This window comes from Magnetococcus marinus MC-1 (genome assembly GCF_000014865.1).
GTDB lineage: Bacteria > Pseudomonadota > Magnetococcia > Magnetococcales > Magnetococcaceae > Magnetococcus > Magnetococcus marinus.
Genome location: NC_008576.1, coordinates 4,339,180 through 4,364,912, shown reverse-complemented (window position 1 = coordinate 4,364,912; position 25,733 = coordinate 4,339,180). Strand labels below are relative to the sequence as shown.

The window sequence follows — 25,733 nt, the reverse complement described above, 5'->3', positions numbered from 1 at the left end:
AATTAGGCTTCCGAATCCGCCGCGCGTAGGGCCGCTTGGCGCATCTTATAACGGTTTTCCAAACGGGTGAGGCGGCGCTCCAGACTCTCGGTTTCGCCACTTAGGTCGCTACACTGATCCTGCAAATCATCCACATCATGGCGTCGGGGTACGCTGTTTTCATCCAGCCACATCTCCGCACTCTCTTCTGCCGACTCCTTTTGCATGGCAAACAGCGCTTTGAGACGGCTGCCAACTCCACCGGCCAGCTTGGCGCCTATGGGACCAATAAAAAAGGCCGCCTCACGCTCCCAATCAATCGCAACATTATCCAGAATGTTTTTAAAGTGTAGGCCGGTCTCGGTCTCGCCGCTCATTTTTAGACGACGGGCGAAAAAGAGCGAGTCGGGATCTTCCACATTAAACAGGAGTTGCAAAAAGGCCTCGGCACTGCCGCTCATGGTGACATTCACCGGGGCGTCGCTGTAGGTGTGGATGCGCACATGACCATCCTGTTCCACCAACATGTAGTAGTCCTGGCCCAGATCCTCCACCGCAAAATGAAACAGCTTACCAGCCAGCTCTTGCAGGCGTGCTTTGAGTTCGGGATAACGCATAAAAAACAGATTGAGCGTTACCCCCAGGCCCACGGCGGTAAAGGGTTGGGGAAGCAGGGCTAAAGGTGCGGCAAATTGCTTGACAAACATGGCATTACACCTTGTAACCCAGGTGAATGGCGGAGATCCCTGCCGAGAGATTTTCATAGCGGACGTTAAAGAAACCAGCGGCTTCAATCATCGCCTTAAAACTCTCCTGATCGGGGAACATGCGGATGGATTCCACCAGATATTGGTAGGAATCCCGATCCTTGGTCACAATGTGGCCAATCTCCGGTAGTAACTTAAACGAGTAGAGGTCGTACAGAGGGCGCAGCGCCGGAATGGCGATCTTAGAGAACTCCAACACCATCAATTTACCGCCGGGTTTGAGCACCCGAAACATCTCACTCAAGGCTTGGGGAATGTTGGTCACATTGCGGATACCAAAACCGATGGTAACCACATCAAAACAGTTGCTGGGATAGGGCAGCTCTTCGGCATTGGCCTGCACCCACTCCATACCACACAGCCAGCCCTCGTCGGTTAGGCGGTGGCGGCCTTGGTCTAGCATGCTGTAGTTGATGTCGCAAATGGTAACCCGACCGCTGCGCGTCATGCGCTTTTGCATGAGCAGCGCCAGATCACCGGTGCCACCAGCCAGATCCAGGGCGTGGTCACCGGGTTGCAGGTTGAGTTTGCTAATGGCGTGGCGCTTCCAGAGCCGATGCACGCCCATGCTCATCAGGTCGTTCATCAGATCATATTTGGGGGCCACGGAGTCAAAAACATCCCGTACCTTTTTAACCTTCTCGCTGGTAGGGACGTTGGTAAATCCAAAATGTGTGGTGGTATCGCGCATAATCTTTGGCTTTCCTGGCTAGCTGCAAAGTTGCTCGCATCTTACGCCATTGTGCCAACTGGGGAAAGGTAAAGCTTAGCCTCCCCTGGATGAGCGGGTCGGCTGAGGGGATTGCTCTTCTACTACAGCGAGGGTTTTACCCCGCCTATGTGTATCCATGGGTTGCCTGGCAGAGGGGGGCCGTAGGGGGTATGGTTTAAAGGTCATCTTGTTGTTTTAGGGTGTAGCGGGCCAGTTGGTCCAGGCGCTCCAGCCGTTGATCCCAACGATATTCACGGGGGGGCTGGCCCCACCACTCGGGGCGGGCCTGCTGCATACGCGCCAGCCGTTGGCGCATGGTCTCCAGATTGGCGGGCTCTGCGGTGCAGGCTTGCTCGGCCAGCAGCTCGATAATGCGGGGTATGAGTTGTTTATCCACCGGGGGCTGTTCGTGGGTTAGCAGCCATTGTGCCAGTGTCTGCGCCCCACGGCGGTTGGCCACGTGACACCACGTTGTAAGCCCCATGGGGTTGGCATTGATGTAGTCTGGATCAAACACGTTGTGGTTTCCCTCGTCATGCATGGGGCAGCTGGTGCGCCCCGGTGGTTGTGCGGGGTGGTTGGGCACCCTGCGCTTGGCACACCTGGCCAATGAAAGGCTTGATTGACCGCCAACCCAAGTTTGCCTTAGAGATGCGCCAAGGGAAAGTCAGGTAAGCCGCCATCAAGGTCAGAGAGCTGCTCGGGGGGATAGGGCCAAGCCATGCCAAATTGGGCATCATCCCAGCGGATGCCCCGTTGTAACAGGGGTTCATCTTTAACCGAGGCCATGCTAAGCAACAGTGTATCGGCAGCCAAGGTTAAAAAACCATGGGCGCAGCCTGGGGGAATGCAGAGGCTCTGAGCCGCGCTCGCCTGCATCTCGACCCCATACCAGTGGCAAAAGCTGTGACTGTTGCGGCGTAAATCCAGCACCATGATCCATACCATGCCCGTCAGCGGTGTCAACAGCAAGGTTTGCGCCGCCGGGGCTTGTTGTACCCGTAGACCCCGTAAAGTGCGGGCTTGGGGCTCCCGCCACAGTTGCAGTTGGGTATCGCTCTGGATAAAGGGGGTGGTTTCAAATAGGGACTGGGGTGCCCCTGGGGCTGCGACAGCACCATTGGTTAAAAGCAAACCTGCAATGGGGGTGGCGTGTTGCGACATGGTGTTTCACTTGGGGTCAGGGTGGCCGAACTTGAATCTTTTGACATGTTAACCAATATCCCCATTAAAAACGATGGGCCACCTGATGGGCTAAAGGGGTTAAGTGAAAAAAAGCAAGCATACTCAAGAGGGCAGGGCGTCAAGTTAACCTACACGCACGCTGCCCACAGGGTGAAGTGGGTGTTGATGCAATAGGCCCTATTTCCCGGACAAAGGGGCGTTCAAGGGGGAGGATTAAGGGGCAAATCGTGTGGATAATCCAGTGGTGGGGTCTCTGCACGAAGAAGGCGTGTTACACCCTTGCCTTGCCAAGGGTCCCCCCCTCTGGATGACAAGATACAATTTTTTTCCGGTCTGACAGGGATCTGCTGCATCCCTTGGCATACATGGATTTTCACGCCATCGTGGTGGTCGGCAGAGGGTGAATTCGAAGTTGTCAAGCATACAATGGTGTTGAACCCATCGGGTAACGGTGGCATGATCTCTCTCGCGCTGTTTCACCTACCTGTTACGGTTAACGAACAAAGCGTTTCCAGAAATGAAATCTATGGTGGTTGGTCAACCGGAGCCATTGCGACGCAGTGGGACTTCGCGGTATCCTATAAACCTAAGCAGGTAAAAGGTTTTTTTGGCTACATAAACACTTTTTTGGTCTGCGCTGCGCGCCATTCTTTTGCACAAGGTAGACCATTTTAATCCATAGGCTGCATCGGTCCAACACCGTTTAATCCTCATTAAGAAGGCGCGGTGGACCTATCCGGGTATGCGGTCTATGTGCACCATCGGGAGCCCTCTATTCCGATGTGCCGGTTCGTCATACGAAACGGTGCCGCTGCGGCTGGCACCCTGTTGTATGGCTTGGAAGAGTTTTCGCACGTTTACGAGTAGAGGTCATCTTCTCATGCCCAATCGCGTGAAGAGACTGGATATCAATCCGCAAAGGGATCTGGAACTCCAGTCTGCCTCCCAAGATATTTGGGACCGCAAATACCGTCTCAAATCCAAGGGCGGCGACCCTGTGGATAAGACCATTGAAGACACCTTCAAACGGGTTGCCCGTGCGCTCGCTTTGGTTGAGCAAGAACCGCTCCAGGAGCAGTGGTATCAGCGCTTTTTGTGGGCACTGATGCAGGGTGCCATACCGGCGGGACGCATTGTCTCCAATGCCGGTGCCCGGGACCATAAACCCGCCACCAGTACCATCAACTGTACCGTTTCGCAAACCGTTAAAGACTCCATGGATGATATCCTGGCGGCGGTGCATGAGGCGGGTTTGACCCTTAAGGCAGGCTGCGGCATCGGCTATGAGTTCTCCACCTTGCGTCCCCGTGGGGCGTTTGTGGCGGGGGCTGGCTCCAGCACCTCGGGGCCGCTCTCCTTTATGGACATCTATGACGCCATGTGCCGTACCGTCTCATCGGCGGGGGGGCGGCGTGGTGCGCAAATGGCCACGTTTGATATTACCCACCCGGATGTGGTGGATTTTATCCGTGCCAAGCGTGAGGATGGCCGTCTGCGTCAATTTAACCTCTCCTGTTTGGTGACTGAGCAGTTTATGGAGGCGGTTAAGTCCGATATGGATTGGGAACTGGTGTTCCCTGCCAACCACTATGAGTTGGATGACCCAACGGTGGAGATTGTCTACCGCCACTGGCCCGTAACCGAAGGCTATAAAACCAATGAGCAGGGCGAGGTGGCCTGCCGGGTATGGAAGAGCATTCCTGCCCGTCGGTTGTGGGATGTGGTGATGTCCTCCACCTACGATTATGCCGAGCCGGGTTTTATTTTGATTGATAAGGTCAATGAGCAGAACAACAATTGGTTCTGCGAAGATATACGGGCCACCAATCCCTGTGGTGAGCAGCCGTTGCCCCCCTATGGGGCCTGTCTGCTGGGTTCGGTCAATCTGGCACGCTTTGTTAAAAACCCCTTTACGGCCAAGGCGGAATTTGATTGGGCACGCTTTAAAGAGGTGGTAGCTGTCTTTACCCGTATGTTGGATAATGTGGTGGAAATCCATGGTCTACCCCTGCCGGGTCAGGCCGATGAGATTGCACATAAACGTCGTCATGGTATGGGCTTTTTAGGTTTAGGCTCAACCTTGACCATGCTCAATATGGTGTATGGGGACCGTCAATCCGTAGAGTTTACCAGCCAAGTGGCCCGCGAAATGGCGCTAACCGGTTGGGAAGTCGGTCTGGAGCTGGCCAATGAAAAGGGTCCAGCCCCGGTGATGAACCAGATGTATACCATTACCGAAGCGATGATGGCCAAGCGTCCTGAGATGGCCAATGACGGCATCTGTGTCGGGGATCAACTGCCCGGCAAGGTGCTCATGGCCCGCTATAGCCGCTATATGGCTAAGTTTCCTGAGCGCCTGCGCAAGCGTATTGAAACCGAAGGCTCGCGTTTTAGTCACCATAGCTCCATTGCGCCAACGGGGACCATTTCGCTGTCGTTGGGTAACAATGTATCCAATGGTATTGAACCCAGTTTTGCCCATAAATACAGCCGCAATATTATTCGCGAGGGGCGTAAGACCAAAGAGAAGGTGGATGTCTTCTCTTACGAACTGCTGGCCTATCGGGCGTTGGTTAATCCTGATGCCGATCCCTATGCCGAAGAAGAGAAAAACCTACTGCCCGCAACCTTTTTGGACAGCAATGCCATTAATCCACGGGCTCATGTGGATATTCAGGCCGCCGCGCAGGAGTGGGTGGACTCTTCCATTTCCAAGACCATTAACGTGCCCACCGATTTTCCTTACGATGAGTTTAAGGACATCTATCTCTATGCCTATGAAAAGGGGCTGAAGGGGTGTACCACCTTCCGCTTTAATCCCGAGGCATTTCAGGGTGTGTTGGTTAAAGAGGAGGATCTTGCCAATACCAGCTATCGGTTTGTTATGGAAGATGGCAGTACCGTTGAGGTTAAGGGTAACGAAGAGATTGAGTACGACGGCGAAAAACATACCGCCGCCAATCTGTTTGAGGCGCTTAAAGAGGGTTATTACGGGCGCTATTAAACGGGCGACCCGAGTAAATGTTGTTTAACCAGGGTGATGCTGGATAATGGCTGCCAAGGGTGGGTGGTGGCACCACACGAGAGGTTAAAACGAGGGGTTAAAGTTCGGATGGCCGCAGGTGGGGTACAACCGCTGTAAAAGCGGTGACACACGTGGGTTGTCTCGGGTGTCCATACGATGCGCCAAGGGTTAGGCCAAGCGCCGCCGAGCATGCTTAACGGGAATGGGTGGTTGTTTGTCCTTAGGCGTGTGTATATGGCAGACCAAAACAGTAGATGGGGAGCGGTAACATAATGTCCGTCACGATTGAGAAAAAGATTGTGGGTTTTGAGGTTGTCTCTGATGTTCCCAAGACGGAAGCAGAAGAGGAGAAGCGTCCAACCGGTGGGGCCGAGGTGATCCGCATGCAGCCTTTGTTGCAGCGTCCACCGGAACTGCGGGGCACCACCTATAAAATTGCGACGCCCATGTCGGAGCATGCACTCTATATTACCATCAACGATATTGTGGTGAATGAGGGCACCGATCGGGAGCATCTGCGCCCCTTTGAGATCTTTATTAACTCCAAAAACATGGAGAACTTCTCTTGGATTGTGGCTCTGACCCGCGTGCTGTCGGCGGTGTTTCGTCATGGCGGAGAGGTTTCGTTTTTGGTGGAGGAGCTGCGTTCGGTGTTTGATCCCCGGGGTGGTTATTATAAGCCCGGTGGTAAATATATGCCCAGCTTGGTGGCAGAGATTGGTGAGTGCATCGAGAAGCACCTGTTGGATATTGGTATGATTCACGCGCAGGAGGTGAGCGCGGAGCTGCGTGAGAAACGCAAACAGGCGGAGAAGCAGGGTATGTTGGGGGGGAGTTTGTGTCCCAAGTGTAGCCAGCTGTCGGTGGTCCGTCTGGATGGCTGCGAGACCTGCCTGGAGTGTGGTTATTCCAAGTGTGGCTGATCATGGTTAGTGACGTGGCGTAAGTTAAAAAGGCGAGGTGTCAAGCTTCGCCTTTTTTTATTGCTCATGGTAACCACGTTTAGCCAGCAGTGGCTCAAGCAGGGTTGTAGAGGTGGCAAACGATGATGAGGGTTGGATGAAAAAAACGGAGATATTTCGGCGTTATCTCCTTTGCTATTTTGCAAAAGCTGGGGAGTTGTGTAGGATGGGTGGGCTAGGGTATGTGGGCTTTGGGTAGAAGCTTAATGGTGTTTTGAAGAGGATCTGGAATGGCTATTCTCAATTTTGTGTTGATTGCGGCGCTGCTGATCTTTGTGGTGAAAGCGGTTGCCATAGGCTTACAACGGGGCCATTCGGACCGTTATTTTAAAAAATGGAAACTCTTTACAGGCCAGCGGTTTCATAATTTTTTTGGCCTGCCCCGTGAAAGTGATGAGAGCCGTTTCAACGCCAAGTTTAAATCCTAATACTCTCTTTCCCGAGGGTGGCTGGCACTGGGTGTGAAGATAGACGGCGTGTTTGGGTAGGGATAAAACCATGGGTAAACGAATCGGTGTGGTGCTCTCGGGCTGTGGTGTTTATGATGGTGCAGAGATCCATGAAGCGACCTTGACCCTCTATTTTCTGGATAAAGCGGGTACCAAGGTGGTCTGCATGGCCCCGGATAAAGATCAATTTCACGTGGTAAACCACCTGACTGGGGATGAAATGCCCGAGCGCCGCAATGTTCGGGTGGAGTCAGCCCGTATTGCGCGGGGTGATGTCAAACGGCTGGACGAGGTTAAGGCGACCGAACTGGACGGGTTGATTATACCGGGCGGTTTTGGCATGGCTAAAAATCTCTCTACCCTCGCCTTTGATGGTGCCAACGCCCAAGTTGATGAAGATCTGGTTGCGCTGGTTATGGCCATGCATGGGGCGGGGAAACCCATTGGGGCCCTCTGTATTACACCCGCAGTGCTCTCCAAAATCTTAGCGGAGCGTGGTGTGCGCCTAACCATTGGTAATGATGAAGGCACTGCTGAGGCTATCCGCAACATGGGCAATACCCATGTGGAGAGTGGTGCTGAGCAGATTATCATTGATGAGCAGAACAATGTGATCTCCAGTGCCGCCTACATGTGCGCGGCCAGCATTGCCGAGGCGGGGGTGGGCATTGAAAAATTGGTGGCCGAGGTGTTAAAGCGCGCTTAATCTCACGGAGAGAAGGGGCCTTTTTGTGGCCAAGCCATCGCTTTTGACCGGTAAGCCGGTTATGTTACGCAGATTGGGCCGTATCCGCAGCTCAATGCTGGGTAGGTTTGCATGGGGCACTTTGTCGCCTCTCTGTTTCGTGGGTACGCTCTCCTTGCTTGCTGGTCATGGTCCAACGACCGGGTTTTGCTTTCCTCCATCAATCCATACCATGAAAAAGTGAAAAATAGTCCGCGTTGCTTGCAGCGCATCTGGACTTTTGCGACCCTCTGCGCCAAGGTTGAAAGATCGGTAACGTTGCTCTTTTTAGCAGGTGATCACATGGATGCTTATCCCGCCCGATTGATCTATGCGGACAGCGAAAGCTGTGCCGACCTTTTTTATGCCACCGGCTTTTTTGCACCGGACCCCTTTCTTTATGTTAAGGAGGGCGGTCCCCAAGGGGCCAGCCATATGGTGGTTTCGGCTTTGGAGATCGATCGGGCGCGGCGCTGTGCCAAGGTGGATAAGATTCACGATATGGCCGACGTGCGTGATTTTTATTTTGAGATTCACGCCGATGGTGTGCCTGGAGAAGGGGATCTGGTCGCGGCCTTTTTGAAAAAGCTGTCGGTGGGGGATGTGATTACGCCATGGGATTTTCCCTTGGCGATTGCCGATACCTTACGCCACGAAGGGGTTGGCGTGACCCCCATGAGTGGCCCGTTTTGGCCAGATAGGGCACACAAGCAGGATGATGAGATTGCCTATATTGAGGCGGCATTAGAGATCACCGGCAAGGGTATGCAGGCGGGCATTGATCTTATCCATATGGCGGATATTGATGAGGATGGCGGGCTTTATTATAAAGGCGAAGCGCTTACGGCGGAGCGGGTACGGGCGAAGATTAACGCAACCTTGGTTGAACTGGGGGCGATGCCCCACCACACCATCGTGTCTGGCGGCCAGCAGGGTGCTGACCCCCATGAGGAAGGGCATGGACCCTTGCCCGCGCACCAACCCATTATTCTGGATGTTTTTCCCCGTCACGAAAAGAGCGGCTATTGGGGGGATATGACCCGCACGGTCTGCCGCGGTGTGGCACCAGAGCCGCTCAAAAAAGCTTGGGCTTGTGTACGGCAGGGGCAGGAGATCGCTTTTTCCATGTTGTGCGCGGGGGTATCGGGCAAGGCGGTGCATGAGGCGATAACCAACTATTTCACTGAACAGGGCTTTGCCACTGGTCCGGGTGAGGATGGTAAACAGCGGGGCTTTTTCCATGGCACCGGCCACGGCTTAGGGTTGGAGATTCATGAATCTCCCCGTATTTCAAGCCGGGATATGGTGCTAGAAGCGGGCCATGTGGTGACGGTTGAACCGGGACTCTACTATCCCGAGTGGGGTGGGGTACGTTTGGAGGATGTGGTGGTGATCGAAAATGGTGGTTGCCGTAATTTGACCAAATTTCCCAAAATTCTGGAGGTCTAAACCCACCCATGGTAGGGGTATTCTCCTTATGCCGCGGTATGGGCGAGCAATCTAGGGGTGTCCCAGAAATTACATTGTGTTGGCCCTTACTTGTTGACGACTCTATGCAGCTTGGGTGCATGGTGATCGTGCTCTGGGTGTATCCTTGTTGTCTTTATCATGCAGCTTGAGTGCAGGGGATGGCCTTTTGGTGATTCGGGAACTTGTATTAATGTGAGGTTGGCATCAATGGTGCGTCTTTGTGGCGTGTGGCTGAGCTGAGGCGGCGTTTTTTGCGCCTAGTCCGGCTGCCCCCCCCCACCCCCAAGGGTTGGAGTTATGCCGTCTATAAATTATCTATGCTGAACAACTACCTAGTGGTTAAGCATTGGAGTAGGTTTCGTTGCTTTTACTGATCCTGACTTTCATAGGACTCTTTTTCACGGCAATCGGCGAAAGTTTTCTGCCGCTGGTCAGTGTGTGGGTGTTGGGTTTGATCTGGATATTGCTTCCCTATCGGGATAGTCCAGGCCTGATTGTGGTACCGCTCTCAGTCTCCTTTCAATGGCTGCAAATTACCTTCGGAATCTTCTACGTCCCCCTTACTGGCATTCAACTGCGCCCCATGGAAGTGGATTATGTCTCCTTTGTGGGAATTGGATTGGCATCCATGGTGGCTTTGGCCAGCGGTATTAACCAGGGTTATCGGGTAACAGCCCGATGGGCGCGAAGCGAGCAACCCCACAGGGCGCTGCACAGCATGATTTCCTTTCGGTTTTTACTCTATTTCAACTTAATACTGCTCTATTTTAAAGAAGATATTCTCTCGATTATCTGGATGATTCCGGCGTTGACACAGCCTCTTTATGCCATTTTTAATCTAAAGATAGGGGTACTGTTTTTGGTGGTGTTCGGCTTTATTTATCAGCAAAAATATGGATGGGTGTGGGTGGTGGTGGGGCTGGAAGTGGGGTTAAACTTTACCGGCTATTTTGCCGACTTTCGTATTTCGCTGATGGTCTTTTTTGTGGCACTGTTGGATTCGTACGTGCGGTCAAAAAGTTCGTATATTCATAAGCGTATTTTATTGCACCTGTCTATATTACTGCTGTTTACGGCCATAGCCGGTACGGTATGGACGGGCATTAAGTCAGACTGGCGCACCTTTTTAGACTATCAAGCGACCGGGCAAGAGACCCAACTAGACAAGCTATCAATGGTTGCGGATATTATTGAAAAGTGGCGCAACAGCCCAAAGTCAAAGGGTACCGGTACCGCGTTTGGCAACCGTATTTGGGATATCTATCATGCCAGTTTAGTCATTCAAAGGGTGCCCGATGTGGTGCCCCATGAAGATGGAGCACTCTTGATGGGGGCCATACGCCATATTTTGATGCCCCGCTTTCTGTTCCCAGATAAGCCGGTTTTGCTGTCTGAAAGCTATAAAGTGCGTAAGTATGCCGGGGTAATGGTGGCTGGGGGGGAGGGTAATAAAACCAACCACTCCTTTAGCTACATTACCGAATCCTATGTGGATTTTGGTATGCCCTTGATGCTGGTGCCGATCTTTGCGTTTGGCATGCTGTTTGGTGCCGCGCTGGGCATGATTCAAAGCTATATTTCGGACTACTACTTTAAAATTATTTTTATTCTGGCACTGAGTTGGACCTCACTGGGGCGTTTTGAAACCTCCTGGACCAAATTGCTGGGCATGTTTGGTACCATGTTAATCTATGCGTTGATTTTTTACTTCTTCTTGAGGTTGTTTACGCCATCTAGGCAAAAAGCCCTCTCTTAGAGGGCGCTTCAACCATGCATGGTCACCTCCACCTTGGGCTAAGGATGTGGCGACGCCAACGGTTAGGAATTCTCCTGCAACCACTGCTGCATATGGGTTAAGGCACGCTGGGCATAGGCCTCTTTACGCTGTTTTTTGGGGACCCGTTCGGTAAAGTTGGGAAACAGGCCAAAATTGACGTTCATGGGTTGAAAATGGGTGGCGTCAGCCTCCCCTGTAATATGCCGCATGAGTGCCCCCAGCGCGGTGGTCTGTGGGGGAATGCTGACGGCCTCCCCCCGCATCTTATGGGCCACAATACGACCCGCCATTAAGCCGCAGGCGGTGGATTCCACATAACCCTCGACGCCGGTGATCTGTCCGGCAAACAGCAGGCGGGGTTGGGTTTTGAGTTGCAGGGTCTCGCTGAGCAGGGTGGGGCTGTTAATAAAGGTGTTACGGTGTAGCGCCCCCAACCGGACAAATTCAGCCTGCTCCAAACCGGGAATGGTGGCAAAGATGCGCTTCTGTGCAGGCCAGCTAAGTTTGGTCTGAAACCCCACCATATTCCACAGGGTGCCCAATTTATTATCCTGGCGCAGCTGCACAATGGCGTAGGATTTTTCCGCTTTGTGAGGGTTGGTCAGCCCAACCGGTTTCATAGGCCCATACCGTAGGGTCTCTACGCCCCGTTCCGCCATCACTTCAATGGGTAGGCACCCATCAAAATAGGGTGTGTTGGCCTCAAATTCCTTATAGGCCACCTTTTCCCCCTCTAAGAGTGCTTGCACAAAAGTGTGATATTGAGCCTCATCCATGGCACAGTTAATATAATCGTTGCCATCGCCCTTATCATAACGGGACTGTTTCCAGGCTTTGCTAAAATCAATGGAATCGTGGCTGACGATGGGGGCAATGGCGTCAAAAAAGGCCATGCGTTTGCCCACCTGTGCTTCAATCCAGTGAGCCAGACCGCCCGCTGTGAGGGGTCCGCTAGCGATGATGGTATACCCATCCTCTTCCATAGGCGGGGTGACGATCTCCTGACGGATCAACTCAATAAGGGGGTGCTGCTCAAGGGCCTCGGTTATGGCGGCGGAAAAGGCGTGGCGGTCTACCGCCAACGCACCACCAGCGGGCACCCGATGTTGGTCGGCACAACGCATAATTAAGCTATCCAGCCCGCGCAGCTCTTGGTGCAAGAGACCCACCGCACTGTTGCTGTGGTCGTCGGAGCGCAAGGAGTTTGAGCAGACCAACTCGCCGCAATGATCGGTCTGGTGGGCTGGGGTCATGGTGTGGGGGCGCATCTCATACAGACGTACCGGAATATTGCGCTGGGCAAGCTGCCAAGCGGCCTCAGAGCCCGCCAAACCGGCACCAATGATGGTTATTTTAGCCATGGATGTTACACGCCTCATTCAATGTAGTGGGGGGCCACCCGCCCCCCAGAGCCTGCTATTCGTACCGGCTTAACGTAACGGAAAGCGCACCTTCTGGTGGTGCAATGATCCACCGGGCAGGCCCGCCAAGCTGCCTGTGGCACCGCGTCGGCTGCTCACACGAAAACCACGATCCTCTAAAATTTCTTGAGGAAGCTCCTTTAAAAAACGGGACTTAATTGGCATAACCGGTTTATTAAAGAGCCATCGACGACGCGCCATGGTGAGATAAAGCCGCTGTTTGGCGCGGGTCATGCCAACGTAGGCCAAGCGCCGCTCCTCCTCTAAGCCGATCTCCGGCTGTTCGGTGAGGGCCAGTTTATGGGGCATAACATCCTCTTCGACCCCCACCAGAAACACCCAGGGAAACTCCAACCCCTTGGCGGCATGCAGGGTGGAGATCACCACCCGATTGGCAACTGGTCCGCCATCCTGGAGGTCGGTGGCAAGGGCAACCTCTTCCAAAAATAGTTGCAAACTCTCAGTGCGGGCCAGGGCATTACGCAGTTCGTCCAGGTTGTCGATACGGTCGTTGCCCTTTTCCAGATCCCGTACATAATCCCGGTAGCCACTTAGGGCCAACAGTTTGGTGAGCATCTCAGCGGGGGTTATATCGTCGGCGAGCATGCTGCGAGCGTGCTCAATGAGCTGAATAAAAGCTGCCAAACCCTTGGCCGCAGCCCCCTTCATGGTGTTGCTCTCGACCGCAAAGCGGGCCGCATGCAGCAAAGAGCAGCGCTCCTGGCTGGCAATCTCCCGCAGGGATTGCAGGGCACCTGGGCCAATGCCACGCTTGGGGAGATTGATAACCCGCTCAAAGGCCACATCATCCCGGTTAGAGGCCACCACCCGCAGATAGGCCAAGGCATCGCGCACCTCGGCGCGATCCAAAAAGCGCAGCCCCCCCACCACCTGATAAGGAATACCCGCCCGCATCAAACCCTCTTCCAGGGAGCGGGTCTGGCGAGCGGTTCGCACCAGAATAGCCGCCTGTTGATAATCCCCAGCGGGGCAGAGGGTGAGAATTTCCGAGGCCACAAAGCGTGCCTCATCCTCATCATTCTCCGCTTGGTAGAAGTGAATGGCATCGCCTTGGGCATCTTCGGTCCAGAGCTGTTTTTCCATGCGGCCCTTGTTGTGGTTGATCAGGCCGCTGGCGGCTTTAAGGATATTGCCACTGGAGCGATAGTTTTGTTCCAAACGAATAATCTTGGTTTGAGGGAAATCCTCTTCAAACTTGAGAATGTTTTCAATACGTGCCCCCCGCCAACTGTAGATGGATTGGTCATCATCCCCCACCACACAGAGGTTTTGGTGCAACCCTGATAGAGCGCAGATCCAGCGGTATTGAACATGGTTGGTATCTTGATACTCATCCACCAACAGATAGCGAAAGCGCTGCTGAAAGGCCGCCAAGATGGCCGGTTCCTGTTGCCACAATTGCAGACAGTGCAGCAGCAGATCGCCAAAATCCATGGCATTGCTTTGCAGCAGTGCTTGCTGGTAGCGTTCGTACATCTGTTGAATACGCGCCCGTTCCCACGCTTTACGGATCTCCCGATCGGTTAAATCCTGGGGGCGAATGCCATCATCTTTCCAGCGTCCAATGGTGTGGGTTAGGCGCTTGGGGGTCCAGTAGGCATCGGCAAAGCCCAACTCTTCACAGAGCCGTTTAAATAGGCGCTCCTGGTCGCTGCTGTCAAGAATGGTAAAGTCCCGCTCAAAGCCAAGGCGGTCGGCGTATTGGCGCAGCATGCGGGCGCTCATGCCGTGGAAGGTACCAATCCAGAAGCGGTGGGCCTGGGCGGGGGCATCCAAACCCAGTAACGCCTGAACCCGGTTCCGCATCTCTTTGGCGGCCTTATTGGTAAAGGTCACCGCCAGCACCTCTTCAGGGGAGGCCTGTTGCTGTTGGATAATCCAGGCCAGACGTCGGGTCAATACCCGTGTTTTGCCCGATCCTGCCCCGGCCAAGACCATGAGGGGGCCGTCCAGGGTGGTAACGGCTTGCCGCTGGGGGGCGTTGAGATGATGCAGTGTGGGATGATCCATGGCTGAACAGACTCGCGGTGGCGGAAGGTGTGAAAGGGGGTTGCCCACGCTGGCGGGCAGCCGCCCTTTGTGTTTATGGATAGGCTAGGGCAAGGTGGGCGATTAGCGGTTGAGTTCCCGTTCGGCTTCACGCTCCAGCAGGGCTTGGTTGTAGGCTTGGATGACATCATGGTTGGTGATAATGCCCAGCACCTGCGAGCGGTTATCCTCACTCACCACAGGTAACTGTTCCACATTGCCCGACCCCATGCGGCGGAAGGCATCATAAAGGTTATCGCTGGGGGTAACGGTGATCAATTCACGGGTGGCAATATCGCGCACCAGCACCAAATCCTCTAACCCCTGCTCAAAGGCCACCCCACGGATATCCTGAAAGGAGACAATACCTTTTAGATCGCCTTGCTCATTGACCACCAGAAAATTCTCCTCCTGCGTGCGATGTATTTTCTCTTTAAGATCGCGAATATTCATGCTGTCGGGGATCATTTCGAAGGTGCGTTTCATGATGGCGCTCACGGGAATATGGCGCAGCAGTCCCGATTCTCGTCCGGACCAGAGATCAATATTTTTAGTACGTAAGGCTTTGGTGTAGACCGAATCGCGATAGACTTGGTTAATAAGCAGGGTAGCCACGATGGAGGCCACCATTAATGCCAGCATGATACGGTAGTCACCGGTCAGTTCAAACAGGATCAAAATAGAGGCGATGGGTGCGCCCAAGACGGCGGCGGCCATGGCACCCATGCCCACCAGGGTGTAGGCACCTGGACCGGCGGAGATGGCTGGAAAGAGGGCGTGGGCATAGGTGCCAAAAGCCCCTCCCACCATCGCGCCCAAAAACAGACTGGGGGTGAACACCCCCCCCGAGAAGCCGCTACCCAGGGTCAGGGAGGTAGCGAGAATTTTGACGAACACCAGCATCAACATGGTTGGGCCGATCATCTGTTCCAACAAGGCTTTGTTCATGGTGTCGTAGCCAACGCCCATGATCTGCGGAAACTGGAGGGCAATAAGTCCCAACAGCATGCCGCCAAACATGGGTTTGATCCAGCGGGGAACGGCGATTTTGCCGATGACATCCTCGGCTTTAAACAGGGTGTGCATAAACAGAATGCCGGTCAAGCCGCATACCAGCCCCAACCCCACGTAGGCGGGGATCTCCCAGGCAGAAACCAGGGTGTAGTGGGGTACGATAAAAGCGGGGAAATCGCCCAAGTGCAGACGGGCAATGACGGTGGCGATCACCGATGAGAGCACGATGGGGGAGAAGGTGGCAAGGGCATAATCGGCCAAGATCACCTCCAGGGCAAACATAACCCCGGCGATAGGGGCATTAAAGGAGGCCGCAATGCCCGCCGCCGCGCCACATCCCACCATGGTACGCATATGTTTGGTGGACATGTTGAGCTGCTTACCAAACCAAGAGGCGAGGGTTGCGCCCAGATGCACCACGGGACCCTCCCGGCCTACGGAGCCACCGGAGCCGATGGAGATGGAGCAGGCAAACATTTTGCCGATGCCATCCTTCAGGTTCATTTTGGCACCGTGCAAGGCCACCGCCGCCATCACCTCGGGCACACCATGACCCCGGGAGCCAGGGAAAACAAAGTGAACCAACGGGCCCACAATAGCCCCACCCAGCATGGGGGCCAGGATCACATGCCACCACTGTAGACCAGAGATGACCTGTACCATATCTTCGGCGCTACTGCCGAAGAAAAGGTGTTGAAATCCCTCGATCAATGTACGAAACAAAATGGCCCCATAACCCACCATGACGCCGATGATAATGGCGATGGCAGAGAGGATAATATGTTCGTTAACCCCAAGGCGGTTTAAATAAGTAAGCATTGTGCTCAAGCGATCCGGTGTGGGTGCCGATGAATAAGATAAGCAGCTCCCCGTGAGTGTAGTGTAAGGCCCGCTAGAGCCACAACCATTAAAGGGCCATTTTGCCAAGAAACCACACCGGCGAGGCAAAAAAGGAGTTCTGAATATGTTGATTGAGTTGCAACCTTCGTCAGGGTCAAGCCTGCTGGCCTCTTCTTCACCCAGCGCGAGCGGCAGCCAAGCCGTGGAGAGCGTGCCCAGGCAGGATACACAGAGCATCTCTGTACGTGCGCCGCTGCCCATTATCACCCAGCAGGAGATGAAGATGCACCTGGATCGCCTATTTATGCAGGAGCTCTTTAAAGAGGATCTGCAACGTGTAACCCGCTGGGATCTGCTGCCCGAGCAGGATGACCCGATGGTGCAGGAGATTCTGAGGAGCTTGCAAGAGGGTGAAACAACCTCCTCTTTATAATCATATTCTGATATACTCAGGCTCTCTTTTACCCATAGGAGCCTGTTATGTCTATGCCCTCAAAGGAACGCTCCCAGCGATCGGTTTTAATTACAGGTTGTTCCAGCGGTATCGGTGCCTGTGTGGCCCATGGCCTGCGTGAGCGTGGCTACCGGGTGTTTGCCACCGCTCGCCAAGAGGCCGATGTGCAACGGCTGATGAGTGAGGGATTTGAGTCCTATCTCCTGGATCTCACCGATTCTGACACCATTGCGAACGCCCTAGAGGCCGTGCTTTACCGCACCGAAGGTAAGCTCTATGCGCTTTTTAATAACGGGGCTTATGCCCAGCCCGGCGCGGTGGAGGATCTCAGTCGAGCCTGTTTAACCGCATCCTTTGAGACCAATCTCTTTGGTTGGCACGATCTGACCGTGCGGGTCTTGCCCATTATGCGTGCGCAAGGGTATGGGCGTATCATTCAAAACAGCTCGGTACTTGGTTTTACCGCGCTGAAATATCGCGGGGCCTACAATGCGACCAAGTTTGCGTTAGAGGGGTTGAGTGATACCCTGCGCTTGGAGCTGCATGGGAGTGGCATTTACCTGAGCTTAATTGAACCAGGACCCATTCACAGCCGCATTAATGCCAATGCGTTGCAGGCGTTTGAACGTTGGATTGATCCCCAACACAGCACCCATCGTGAACACTATGTCCAGCAGCTTCCCCGTTTGCTCGATCAGCAGCATGCAGCCTATAAGCTACCACCCGAGGCGGTGCTCAAGCGGGTGATTCATGCACTGGAGAGTGACCGGCCCCGTCGGCGTTACCCCGTTACCATGCCAACCTATCTGTTTAGCGTCCTCAAACGGGTGGCCCCCACCGCCTTTTTGGATTGGATGCAAATCAGGGTCTCCTAAGTGCAGCAGTGCTTGTGACCCAACACAATGCAGGGTTGCACACGAAAACCGGGGTATAGGCACCCAACTTAAACCGGGATGAGCCTTCGGTATGGAGGTTAACCTGCAAGATGAGCAACCTCTGCTTGAGTGGGATAGGTGCTACCTCTGCAACCCCCTAACCCCAGCCAACCACCAAGAGCGCAGCAATGAATCTATTTGCCACAGCCTTGCAGCAGCATACCGGCACACCGGTTATGGAGGCGGCGTCACTCAGCCTCATTCAGGTGAATGTGGGTTTGACTTGCAATCTACAGTGCCGTCACTGCCATGTGGGGGCTGCTCCCCAGCGTACGGAGCAGATGAGCTGGGCGGTGATGCAGCAGGTGCTGGCGTTGATCACCCAAAGCGGCTGTAAACAGGTGGATATTACCGGCGGTGCGCCAGAAATGAACGCCCATATTCAGCCCTTTATACAAGCGCTGCGGGCGAGGGATGTGGCGGTGCAACTACGCACCAACCTGACGCTGCATCGGGACCCCGACTGGCACGCCATGGCCCCCTGGTTGCGGGATCACGGGGTGGTGCTGGTGGGCTCTATGCCCTGTTATGTGCAGGAAAATGTGGATCAACAGCGGGGCGATGGGGTCTACCAGGCGTCCATCGCCGCCCTGCAACGGCTCAACCAATTGGGTTATGGGGTGGCCGGAGGGGTTCCCCTAAACTTGGTCTACAATCCGGGCGGTGCCCACCTGCCGCCGCCCCAAAGTAGCCTTGAAGAGGCCTATAAAAAGGCGATGTGGCAACAGTATGGCATTACCTTTGACCAGCTCTTAACGTTGACCAATATGCCCATTGGGCGGTTTCGCGCCGACTTGCGCCGGGAGGGCCAGGAGCAAGCTTATTGGGGTTTGCTGCAAGCATCCTTTAACCCAGCCACCGTGGCAGGCTTGATGTGTCGTCATCAGGTGAGTGTGCGCTGGGATGGTGTGCTGTTTGATTGCGATTTTAATCTTGCCCTCGATCTGCCTGCCCGTGTGTCGGGCGGGGCGCGGTTGGGCGAGGTGACCGTGGCCACGCTACGCAGTCGCCGGGTGGTTATTGAACAGCACTGCCTGGGCTGCACGGCCGGGTGCGGTTCATCGTGCGGTGGAGCGTTGGTTTGATGGATATGTTTACCCTGTTGCAGGTGCTGTTTGCTGGGGCCAGTGCCCTCTTTTTGCTGCTGTTTGTGGTGGGTTTGCTGTGGATGCGTCTGCGGCAATGGCGGGCGCAGCGCCAAGCCCACCGGGCAAAGGCACCAAGCTCCCAATAGGGTTAGGTGAAGCCGCCTGCAAGGTAAAGGGATGGTCATGACGTGCTCGGGATCTGCGTCATAAGGGGTGGGCTGGGTCTGTTGGGGGGCGGCTGGTGTGGCCCCGATGGGCGTGCAGATGGCACTATGCCGCCGATGAGTGGTCGCTGGGCCAGCTTATGACAGTGCAGAGCGGTTGATAATCGGTGCCATGACCGGTGCGATTCTCCCCCTGTCCCCCCCCCGTTCAGAGATCCCTATGGGGCGAAACCGGAGAGGTTTTAACCCACACCTTTATGGCAAAAAGATATGCAAATTGGTAGGTTTGCTGCTCAAGTTGAGCTAAGGGGGGGCAAGCCATGGTAAAGGGTTAGTTAGCGCTTGTCATTCGGTCGATTTTGTTGCTTAATAGGGCCTCCCGGAAACCAGCCCATGGGACTCTTTTACATGCTGCCCCTTCGAGCTCACCTCGCCTGCTGCATGGTCATGAGCGCTTGTTTACAAGCATTGGAACACCCCTGGGTTGGATCCACGCTCTCCCTGGCCCCTGTGCCCTCTCCCCATGCCAAACTACGGAAATTTACATTATGAGCACGTCGGATCTGGATCGTCTCTGTATTAATACCCTTCGCATGTTGTCGGTGGATGCCATTGAGGCTGCCAATTCCGGGCACCCGGGTTTGCCACTGGGGGCAGCGCCTATGGCCTATGTGTTATGGTCGCGGATTATGCGGCATAACCCCAAAAATCCCCTTTGGCCCGACCGTGACCGCTTTATCCTCTCGGCAGGGCATGGTTCGGCGCTGCTCTACGCGCTGCTGCACACCAGCGGTTATGATGTGAGCTTGGATGAGCTGAAAAATTTCCGCCAATATGGCAGCAAGACCCCCGGTCACCCCGAATATGGTCACACCCCAGGGGTGGAGTGTACCACAGGCCCCTTGGGTCAGGGGTTCGCCATGGGGGTGGGGATGGCTTTGGCAGAGCGGCATCTGGCGCAGCAGGTCAACCGCGCGGAGTTTCATCCCATTGTCGACCACTTTACCTATGGCATTGTCGGTGATGGCGACCTAATGGAAGGCATTACCTATGAAGCGGCGGCTATGGCGGGCAACCTCTGCCTGGGTAAGTTAATCTATCTGTATGATGATAATGGCATCTCCATCGAGGGCAGTACGGAGATTGCCTTTACCGAGGATGTCACCACCCGCTTTGAGGCGGCCGAGTGGCAGGTGCTCACGGTTGAGGATGGTGAGGATCTGGATGCCATTGAGGCGGCGATTCTTCAGGCTCAGCAAGAAGAAGAGCGCCCCTCGCTGATCCGGGTTAAGACGGTGATTGGTCGTGGCAGCCCCAAGCAGGGTACCGCCGCCACCCACGGTTCCCCCATTAAGGGGGCGGATATGGTCGCTACCCGTCAGGTTTATGCATGGCCCGAGACGCGTTTTTATCTCCCTGACGAGGCCCAAAGCCACTTTGCGCAAATGGTTAAGCGCGGGGCTGAGGCCGAAGCGGAGTGGAACGCCACCCGCGAAATTTATATGAGCCGTTTTCCCACCGAGACTGAGCTGTTGTTGGAGCGTCTGGCCGGTGAGCTGACCGATGGCTGGGATCGCTCTTTGGATGAGCTAACCTTTGCACCATCGGCGGCGACCCGCTCCACTTCGGGTCAATGTCTGAATGCCATTGCCCAGGATCTGCCGGGTCTGATTGGGGGTTCAGCCGATCTAGGTCCCTCCAACAACACCACCCTGAAGCATTTTCCCGAGCGTACCTTGCACTTTGGGGTGCGGGAGCACGCCATGGGTGCGGTACTCAACGGATTGGCGTTGCATGGGGGCTTTCACCCCTATGGGGGCACCTTTTTGGTCTTTTCCGACTATCTGCGTGGGGCGATTCGTCTCTCTGCCCTTATGCATCTACCGGTGACCTATGTGTTGACCCATGACAGCATTGGGGTGGGGGAGGATGGTCCGACCCACCAGCCGGTGGAGCATGTGGCCAGTTTGCGTGCCATCCCTGGGCTCAATGTATTCCGTCCGTGCGATGGCGAGGAGACCCGCGCAGCATGGCACTGGACCCTCTGCCACAAGGCCCCTGCGGCAATGATTCTGACCCGTCAGGAGCTGCCCGAGTTGGGCGGTGGTGAAGGGGTTATGGAAGGGGTAGCGCGTGGGGGATATATCAAGGTGGATTGCCAAGGCACGCCCGATCTTATCCTGTTGGCCAGTGGTAGTGAGGTGAGTTTGGCGGTGGCGGCGGCGGCGCAGTTGAGCGCTAAAGGGCACCAGGTCCGGGTGGTCTCCATGCCCTGTATGGAGCGCTTTGATGTCCAGGATGCCGCCTATAAAGAGTCGGTCTTGCCGGCGGCGGTGGCAACACGTCTGGCGGTGGAGGCGGGTTCGACCATGAGCTGGTATAAATATGTGGGCTTAGAGGGAGAGGTTATCGGTTTGGATAACTTTGGTGCCTCGGGTCCTGGTGATACCTTAATGGAGGTTTACGGCTTTACCACGGAAAATGTGGTGGCCCAGGCCCAGGAGCTGCTGGGTTAAAAAAGGGCATGGCAAGGGTGCTGGAGCAGTGGGCCGTTCCACCAGTGATGGGTGGGGCGCGGTTTGGTGAAGACCCATGCTCCCCCCTTGCCCATGGGTTAACGTGCGGATCGGTTTGGGGGATGCCATGGGCTTAACCTAGGCTTGGCAACCTGCTCATGCCTAAAAAAGCCCCCTCTTTAGGAAATCACCCTCGGTAGGTAAGCCCTCCAAATGGTACGGGGCGACCCTCATGCAGGGCCTCTGGTTGGCCCCACTTCAGTAAAAAAAAACATCAACAAAGAACCTTTTTATCCACCACAAAATAACAAGCAATGCTGTTGGTTTGCTGAGCCACCATAAAGCGTGGTGTTTTTATTGGAGGTTAATCTCAAATGATCACAACGGAGGCGTTGGATCAAAACAGTATAAGAAAAAAGCTTCATAGGTAAAAAAATCCATTATAATCCTAAAGAAATCATGAAACCCTGAATGAATCCATGAAATAGGTCAATTGATACAAAAAGAGACAAAGGTTAGGTAGAAAAGTGATTTTTTCAATGTCTTTTTGACAAATTTTTAAATCTTTGTTAAATTGTCGAAAGTTTTGTTTAGAGCACTTTGCCTTCATATACCCATTAGGAACGGATCTCATGAAACGCTCAAACCTATCCCTGTTAACCCTGAGTCTGGCCACCACCGGCCTGCTGTTGATGACACAACCCGCCGTGGCCTTCCAGGAGGAAGAGTATACCGATGAGGTCATCTCTCCCCGGGAAGAGGTCAAGCATTTGCTGCGGGTGGTCTCTCGTAACGTGGGTAAAGCCGTGAGCAAACGTACCCCCCCCGCCCAACAACAGGCGGCATTTGAGGGTGAACGTACAGGTCTCTCTACCGGGGATATGACAGGTCAGGGTCTGGCCGCCTGGATGGATGCCCAGTATGTGCACAGCAAGGACGACACGGCCAACTCCAAAACCTCCATGTATGTTACTTCGCTGGGGGTGGATAAAAAACTCAACAACGATCTGGCCATTGGTACCGCCGTGACCTATGAAAACGTCAACGAAAAATTTACCAACGCCACCACCCGCAACGATATTGACAGCTTTACCATCACCCCCTACGTCGCTTACGCTTATGGGGATAGCTGGGTGTTTGACGCTGAGTTGGGTTACTCCTGGGTCAACGAAGACCGCAGCACAGGGGTTAGCTTTGATACCGAGCGCTGGTTCATTGGTGGTAATGCAACCTACTATGTGCAAAACACCGGTAACTATGACGTGAGCGGGCGTCTCTCTTACTTCTTTTCCAAAGAAGATCAAGAGGCTGCAACGGGTGTAGCCGCCAACGTCCGTTCGTTTTCGCAAATCTCTGGTTCGGTGGAAGTGGGCTACTTTCTGGAGAAATGGGAACCCTATGCGGGCATGACCATCGAGCGGGACCTCTCCTATGAATCCGGCGGTACAGCCTATGATAATAGCGGGTTATCCTTCACCGTGGGGGGGCGCTTTAATCTTTCTGACACCATGTTTGCGGAGATCGCCGCCAGCACCGAACAGGGCCGTAATAAGTTTTCGCAAAACTCCATCTTGGCCAACTTACGCATGGAGTTCTAAGCACGCGCTCTAAATAGTGCGGCGCATTTTACAAAAAACCCCGCTGTTTACAGCGGGGTTTTTTGTACCATAATAAGCAAAAGAGATCTTTTATAGGGAGTATCAATCATGGCAAGACGATCCCCATATAGAAACAGCTTACTCTGGCTGTTGGGCATAACGGTTCTATGCATGACACTACCTAACCAAGCGGAGGCTCGCCGTGCCCATACACGGGTGCAGGGCTTAAAAAGCATCCAAAGAGCGGTCAATACCCAGGCACGCACGCTGTTTCATCCGAAGATGCGTATTCGTTCTCGCTATGCAGCCCCCATGACCACGCTGGCGAAAGAGTCCACAGAACAGTGGCTGGCCTCTGCCACCAATACCGGGGCCATCCAGCTTTGGAACCTAAAAAATGGTAAACGCGAGCTGGAGCTCAATGGCCATGAGCAGCGGGTAAGTACCCTCTATTTTGTACCAGCCTATGTGGGTATTACTGAAACCGATGCCAAAGTACGCATCCGCAGTGCCCTGCAACGCCCTAACTATCTGATCAGTGGGGATGTGCAGGGGCAGATGATTTTATGGAATTTACAAACCGAACAGATTGTGCGGCGTTTTTACCACAATCCCCAGCCCGTATTGGCGGTGAGTGTGGACAAGCGCGGGGTTTTGATGAGCTTGCAAAAACACGATCTGCTACGTATGTGGAACGTGCAAAATGGCCAAGCCAGCGACCAACTAGAGCATGGCATTAACCAAGCCACCGCTGCGACCTTTGATGAGGAAGGCAAGCTGTTTGTGGTGGGCAATGCCCATGGCGATGTGGCGGCTTGGCGGGTTAAAGCGCCCCAAAAAAGGGTGGCCTTGCTGCAAGGCGATGGCAAGCCAGTACGCTCCATGGCACTCTCACCGGATGAAGTGACGGTGGCCATTGGGGATGACCAAGGGGGGATCCGACTGTTTAAAACCGGTGATGTCAAAACCGTATTAGAGGTGGATAAACATCGGGGTGCCATCACCTCACTACGATTTAACAACAAGGGTACAGAGCTCATTAGCGCTGCTGCGGATAAACAGATCCACCTATGGCAGTTGCCCAACAATGCGGGCGGTTTTCGCCCCCCTAGCACGGAGAGCGGTTCGGGTAACAGCACCCGTGCCCTGCTCAAGCATAGCTATACGGCGCATACGGAGTCGGTGAATGATGTGACCACTCTCAATGAGGGTAAAATGCTCATTAGTGCCGGTGAGGATGTTATGTTGCGTCTGTGGGATAAAGATCAGGGTAAAGAGATGTTGCGCTTGGTCTCTATGCGTAAAGGCTGGGCTGGGGTCAGCCCCGAGGGCTTTTTTGATGGCGTGCTGGAGGGCAACGCGGAAGAGCGGCTGGATGCCATTGAATGGGGCGATGACGATACACAGTTTAAGTTGGATGGCTTTTTAGAGCACTACTACCAACCGGCGCTGTTGGGCAAACTTATGGCCGGGCGTCCGCTGATTGTCAACAAGCCGGACCTACCCAAGATTGAGCAGGGCTTCTACCTCCCCCCCAAAGTGAATTTTCTTAGTCCTACAGCGTCGTCTGCGGTTGAAGGCGAAGGCGAGGTGGTGATCGAGGTGGTGGAGCAGGGGGGTGGCATGCAGGAGCTACGACTCTACCACAATGGCAAAGTGGTGGAGCCCAGCAAACAGCGGGTATTGGAAACCAGCGACGAGGAGGCCAGCGAGACGCTCACCAAATATGCCTATACCATCCCTTGGCTGCCGGGTTTTAATACCCTGCGTGCGGTGGCGTTGAGCAATGATGGTATTGAGAGCCTACCTGCCGAGTTGCAGGTGGTGGCCCGCGATGAGGCCGATCAACACCGCAACATCCATATGCTGGCGGTGGGTATTAACCAATATGCGCTGGATGCCTTAACCCTGAATTTTGGGGTGGCTGACGCCAAGGGGGTTAACACCTTTTTTCGCCGTCAAGATTATGTGCATTATAGCAATCTGGTCTCCCACCAGCTCTACGATGCCGCCGCCACCCGTGCCGCGATCCGTGCCCTGCTGCGTGAAAAATTGGCCACCATTCCTCCGCAAGATACGGTGCTTATCTTCTTTGCCGGACATGGTGAGGTGGTGGATGATCGCTGGTATTTTATTCCCCATGAGTTAAGCGAAGTCAGTGCCGAGCAGATCCAACAGCAGGGTTTTAGCTCGTCCCAAATCTACGAGGACCTGAGTACTATCCCAGCGCGTCATATCGTGATGTTTATAGACGCATGCCACTCTGGGGCCGCAGCGGACGCCTTCGCTCACTATGATGCCCAGCGCCCCATTGCCCGCCTATCCCGTTCAACGGGTATACACATTGCCACATCCACCAGTGTTACTCAGTTGGCCAATGAGCTTCGAGAGCTGGGACACGGCGTTTTTACCCACACCTTGTTGGAGGGATTAAAGGGTAAGGCAGACAGGGCACCCAAAGATGGGCGCATCATGGTGCAGGAGATTTTGCACTATGTGCGTGACCAAGTGCCAGAGTTCAGTGAAAAGCTGGAGCTTGAAGAGGAGCAGACCCCGGTCATCAATAGCCGTGGTGAAGATTTTATAATCCTCGGCCACTAAAGC

20 protein-coding genes are annotated in these 25,733 nt (G+C 54.4%); 13 read left to right on the top strand and 7 right to left on the bottom strand.

The window, feature by feature from the left end:
- Positions 1 to 2 precede the first annotated feature (2 nt).
- From ubiT to MMC1_RS17885, 4 genes are all read right to left on the bottom strand, one after another.
- Complete coding sequence (gene ubiT / locus MMC1_RS22460; protein ID WP_011715034.1) at positions 3 to 686, bottom strand: ubiquinone anaerobic biosynthesis accessory factor UbiT; 684 nt, start codon at positions 684 to 686, stop codon at positions 3 to 5.
- Between the two features lie 4 nt (positions 687 to 690).
- Positions 691 to 1,437 carry a bifunctional demethylmenaquinone methyltransferase/2-methoxy-6-polyprenyl-1,4-benzoquinol methylase UbiE gene (ubiE, locus tag MMC1_RS17895; RefSeq protein WP_011715033.1) on the bottom strand — a complete coding sequence of 249 codons (747 nt, stop codon included), beginning with the start codon at positions 1,435 to 1,437 and terminating at the stop codon, positions 691 to 693.
- Positions 1,438 to 1,633: 196 nt separating this feature from the next.
- Positions 1,634 to 1,975 carry a hypothetical protein gene (locus MMC1_RS17890; RefSeq protein ID WP_143711460.1) on the bottom strand — a complete coding sequence of 114 codons (342 nt, stop codon included), beginning with the start codon at positions 1,973 to 1,975 and terminating at the stop codon, positions 1,634 to 1,636.
- Positions 1,976 to 2,103: 128 nt separating this feature from the next.
- A complete protein-coding gene (locus MMC1_RS17885; RefSeq protein WP_011715031.1) occupies positions 2,104 to 2,622 on the bottom strand; it encodes a dTDP-4-dehydrorhamnose 3,5-epimerase family protein in 519 nt (172 codons plus the stop codon).
- A gap of 901 nt (positions 2,623 to 3,523) precedes the next feature.
- Between MMC1_RS17885 and MMC1_RS17880 the strand changes: the two genes are divergently transcribed.
- The 6 genes from MMC1_RS17880 to MMC1_RS17855 all read left to right on the top strand — a co-directional run bounded on the left by MMC1_RS17880 (position 3,524) and on the right by MMC1_RS17855 (position 11,029).
- Positions 3,524 to 5,647: an adenosylcobalamin-dependent ribonucleoside-diphosphate reductase gene (locus MMC1_RS17880; RefSeq protein WP_011715030.1), complete on the top strand. Its 2,124-nt coding sequence runs from the start codon at positions 3,524 to 3,526 to the stop codon at positions 5,645 to 5,647.
- A 293-nt stretch (positions 5,648 to 5,940) separates the two neighbouring features.
- Positions 5,941 to 6,591: a TSCPD domain-containing protein gene (locus MMC1_RS17875; RefSeq protein ID WP_011715029.1), complete on the top strand. Its 651-nt coding sequence runs from the start codon at positions 5,941 to 5,943 to the stop codon at positions 6,589 to 6,591.
- A 269-nt stretch (positions 6,592 to 6,860) separates the two neighbouring features.
- The gene (locus MMC1_RS17870; protein ID WP_041641421.1) at positions 6,861 to 7,058 is read left to right on the top strand and encodes a hypothetical protein; all 198 of its coding nucleotides are present in this window, start codon (positions 6,861 to 6,863) and stop codon (positions 7,056 to 7,058) included.
- A 70-nt stretch (positions 7,059 to 7,128) separates the two neighbouring features.
- On the top strand, positions 7,129 to 7,785 hold the full coding sequence (gene elbB / locus MMC1_RS17865) for an isoprenoid biosynthesis glyoxalase ElbB (RefSeq protein WP_011715028.1): 657 nt from the start codon (positions 7,129 to 7,131) through the stop codon (positions 7,783 to 7,785).
- A gap of 321 nt (positions 7,786 to 8,106) precedes the next feature.
- Positions 8,107 to 9,252, top strand: coding sequence for a M24 family metallopeptidase (locus MMC1_RS17860; RefSeq protein WP_011715027.1), 1,146 nt, complete (start codon positions 8,107 to 8,109; stop codon positions 9,250 to 9,252).
- Between the two features lie 382 nt (positions 9,253 to 9,634).
- Entirely contained in the window at positions 9,635 to 11,029 is a 1,395-nt protein-coding gene (locus tag MMC1_RS17855; RefSeq protein ID WP_011715026.1) for a hypothetical protein, read from the top strand.
- 62 nt (positions 11,030 to 11,091) lie between these two features.
- Here the strand turns inward: MMC1_RS17855 and trmFO are convergent, their stop codons facing one another.
- The 3 genes from trmFO to MMC1_RS17840 form a co-directional block, all read right to left on the bottom strand.
- Positions 11,092 to 12,411, bottom strand: a complete 1,320-nt coding sequence (gene trmFO, locus MMC1_RS17850; protein WP_011715025.1) for a methylenetetrahydrofolate--tRNA-(uracil(54)-C(5))-methyltransferase (FADH(2)-oxidizing) TrmFO — start codon at positions 12,409 to 12,411, stop codon at positions 11,092 to 11,094.
- A gap of 69 nt (positions 12,412 to 12,480) precedes the next feature.
- Positions 12,481 to 14,502, bottom strand: coding sequence for an ATP-dependent helicase (locus MMC1_RS17845; protein ID WP_011715024.1), 2,022 nt, complete (start codon positions 14,500 to 14,502; stop codon positions 12,481 to 12,483).
- A 102-nt stretch (positions 14,503 to 14,604) separates the two neighbouring features.
- The gene (locus MMC1_RS17840) at positions 14,605 to 16,353 is read right to left on the bottom strand and encodes a chloride channel protein (protein ID WP_011715023.1); all 1,749 of its coding nucleotides are present in this window, start codon (positions 16,351 to 16,353) and stop codon (positions 14,605 to 14,607) included.
- 145 nt (positions 16,354 to 16,498) lie between these two features.
- Here MMC1_RS17840 and MMC1_RS22000 point away from each other — a divergent pair, with 145 nt between their 5' ends.
- From MMC1_RS22000 to MMC1_RS17810, 7 genes are all read left to right on the top strand, one after another.
- Positions 16,499 to 16,807, top strand: a complete 309-nt coding sequence (locus MMC1_RS22000; protein WP_041641419.1) for a hypothetical protein — start codon at positions 16,499 to 16,501, stop codon at positions 16,805 to 16,807.
- A gap of 47 nt (positions 16,808 to 16,854) precedes the next feature.
- Positions 16,855 to 17,703 (top strand): SDR family oxidoreductase, encoded by an 849-nt coding sequence (locus MMC1_RS17830; protein ID WP_011715022.1) that lies wholly within the window; start codon positions 16,855 to 16,857, stop codon positions 17,701 to 17,703.
- Positions 17,704 to 17,891: 188 nt separating this feature from the next.
- Complete coding sequence (gene arsS, locus MMC1_RS17825; protein ID WP_011715021.1) at positions 17,892 to 18,848, top strand: arsenosugar biosynthesis radical SAM (seleno)protein ArsS; 957 nt, start codon at positions 17,892 to 17,894, stop codon at positions 18,846 to 18,848.
- Positions 18,848 to 18,997, top strand: a complete 150-nt coding sequence (locus MMC1_RS21995) for a hypothetical protein (protein WP_160162735.1) — start codon at positions 18,848 to 18,850, stop codon at positions 18,995 to 18,997. The genes arsS and MMC1_RS21995 overlap by 1 nt, the downstream gene beginning before the upstream one ends.
- A 566-nt stretch (positions 18,998 to 19,563) precedes the next feature.
- Entirely contained in the window at positions 19,564 to 21,531 is a 1,968-nt protein-coding gene (tkt, locus tag MMC1_RS17820) for a transketolase (protein ID WP_011715020.1), read from the top strand.
- Positions 21,532 to 22,163: 632 nt separating this feature from the next.
- Positions 22,164 to 23,129: an autotransporter outer membrane beta-barrel domain-containing protein gene (locus MMC1_RS17815; RefSeq protein WP_011715019.1), complete on the top strand. Its 966-nt coding sequence runs from the start codon at positions 22,164 to 22,166 to the stop codon at positions 23,127 to 23,129.
- Between the two features lie 108 nt (positions 23,130 to 23,237).
- A complete protein-coding gene (locus MMC1_RS17810; protein WP_011715018.1) occupies positions 23,238 to 25,730 on the top strand; it encodes a caspase family protein in 2,493 nt (830 codons plus the stop codon).
- Positions 25,731 to 25,733 lie beyond the last annotated feature (3 nt).

Coding starts and splice junctions, on each gene's coding strand:
- ubiT (WP_011715034.1), bottom strand. CDS start 686: ATGTTTGTCAAGCAATTTGCCGCACCTTTAGCCCTGCTTCCCCAACCC.
- ubiE (WP_011715033.1), bottom strand. CDS start 1,437: ATGCGCGATACCACCACACATTTTGGATTTACCAACGTCCCTACCAGC.
- MMC1_RS17885 (WP_011715031.1), bottom strand. CDS start 2,622: ATGTCGCAACACGCCACCCCCATTGCAGGTTTGCTTTTAACCAATGGT.
- MMC1_RS17880 (WP_011715030.1), top strand. CDS start 3,524: ATGCCCAATCGCGTGAAGAGACTGGATATCAATCCGCAAAGGGATCTG.
- MMC1_RS17875 (WP_011715029.1), top strand. CDS start 5,941: ATGTCCGTCACGATTGAGAAAAAGATTGTGGGTTTTGAGGTTGTCTCT.
- MMC1_RS17870 (WP_041641421.1), top strand. CDS start 6,861: ATGGCTATTCTCAATTTTGTGTTGATTGCGGCGCTGCTGATCTTTGTG.
- elbB (WP_011715028.1), top strand. CDS start 7,129: ATGGGTAAACGAATCGGTGTGGTGCTCTCGGGCTGTGGTGTTTATGAT.
- MMC1_RS17860 (WP_011715027.1), top strand. CDS start 8,107: ATGGATGCTTATCCCGCCCGATTGATCTATGCGGACAGCGAAAGCTGT.
- trmFO (WP_011715025.1), bottom strand. CDS start 12,411: ATGGCTAAAATAACCATCATTGGTGCCGGTTTGGCGGGCTCTGAGGCC.
- MMC1_RS17845 (WP_011715024.1), bottom strand. CDS start 14,502: ATGGATCATCCCACACTGCATCATCTCAACGCCCCCCAGCGGCAAGCC.
- MMC1_RS17840 (WP_011715023.1), bottom strand. CDS start 16,353: ATGCTTACTTATTTAAACCGCCTTGGGGTTAACGAACATATTATCCTC.
- MMC1_RS22000 (WP_041641419.1), top strand. CDS start 16,499: ATGTTGATTGAGTTGCAACCTTCGTCAGGGTCAAGCCTGCTGGCCTCT.
- MMC1_RS17830 (WP_011715022.1), top strand. CDS start 16,855: ATGTCTATGCCCTCAAAGGAACGCTCCCAGCGATCGGTTTTAATTACA.
- arsS (WP_011715021.1), top strand. CDS start 17,892: ATGAATCTATTTGCCACAGCCTTGCAGCAGCATACCGGCACACCGGTT.
- MMC1_RS21995 (WP_160162735.1), top strand. CDS start 18,848: ATGGATATGTTTACCCTGTTGCAGGTGCTGTTTGCTGGGGCCAGTGCC.
- tkt (WP_011715020.1), top strand. CDS start 19,564: ATGAGCACGTCGGATCTGGATCGTCTCTGTATTAATACCCTTCGCATG.
- MMC1_RS17815 (WP_011715019.1), top strand. CDS start 22,164: ATGAAACGCTCAAACCTATCCCTGTTAACCCTGAGTCTGGCCACCACC.
- MMC1_RS17810 (WP_011715018.1), top strand. CDS start 23,238: ATGGCAAGACGATCCCCATATAGAAACAGCTTACTCTGGCTGTTGGGC.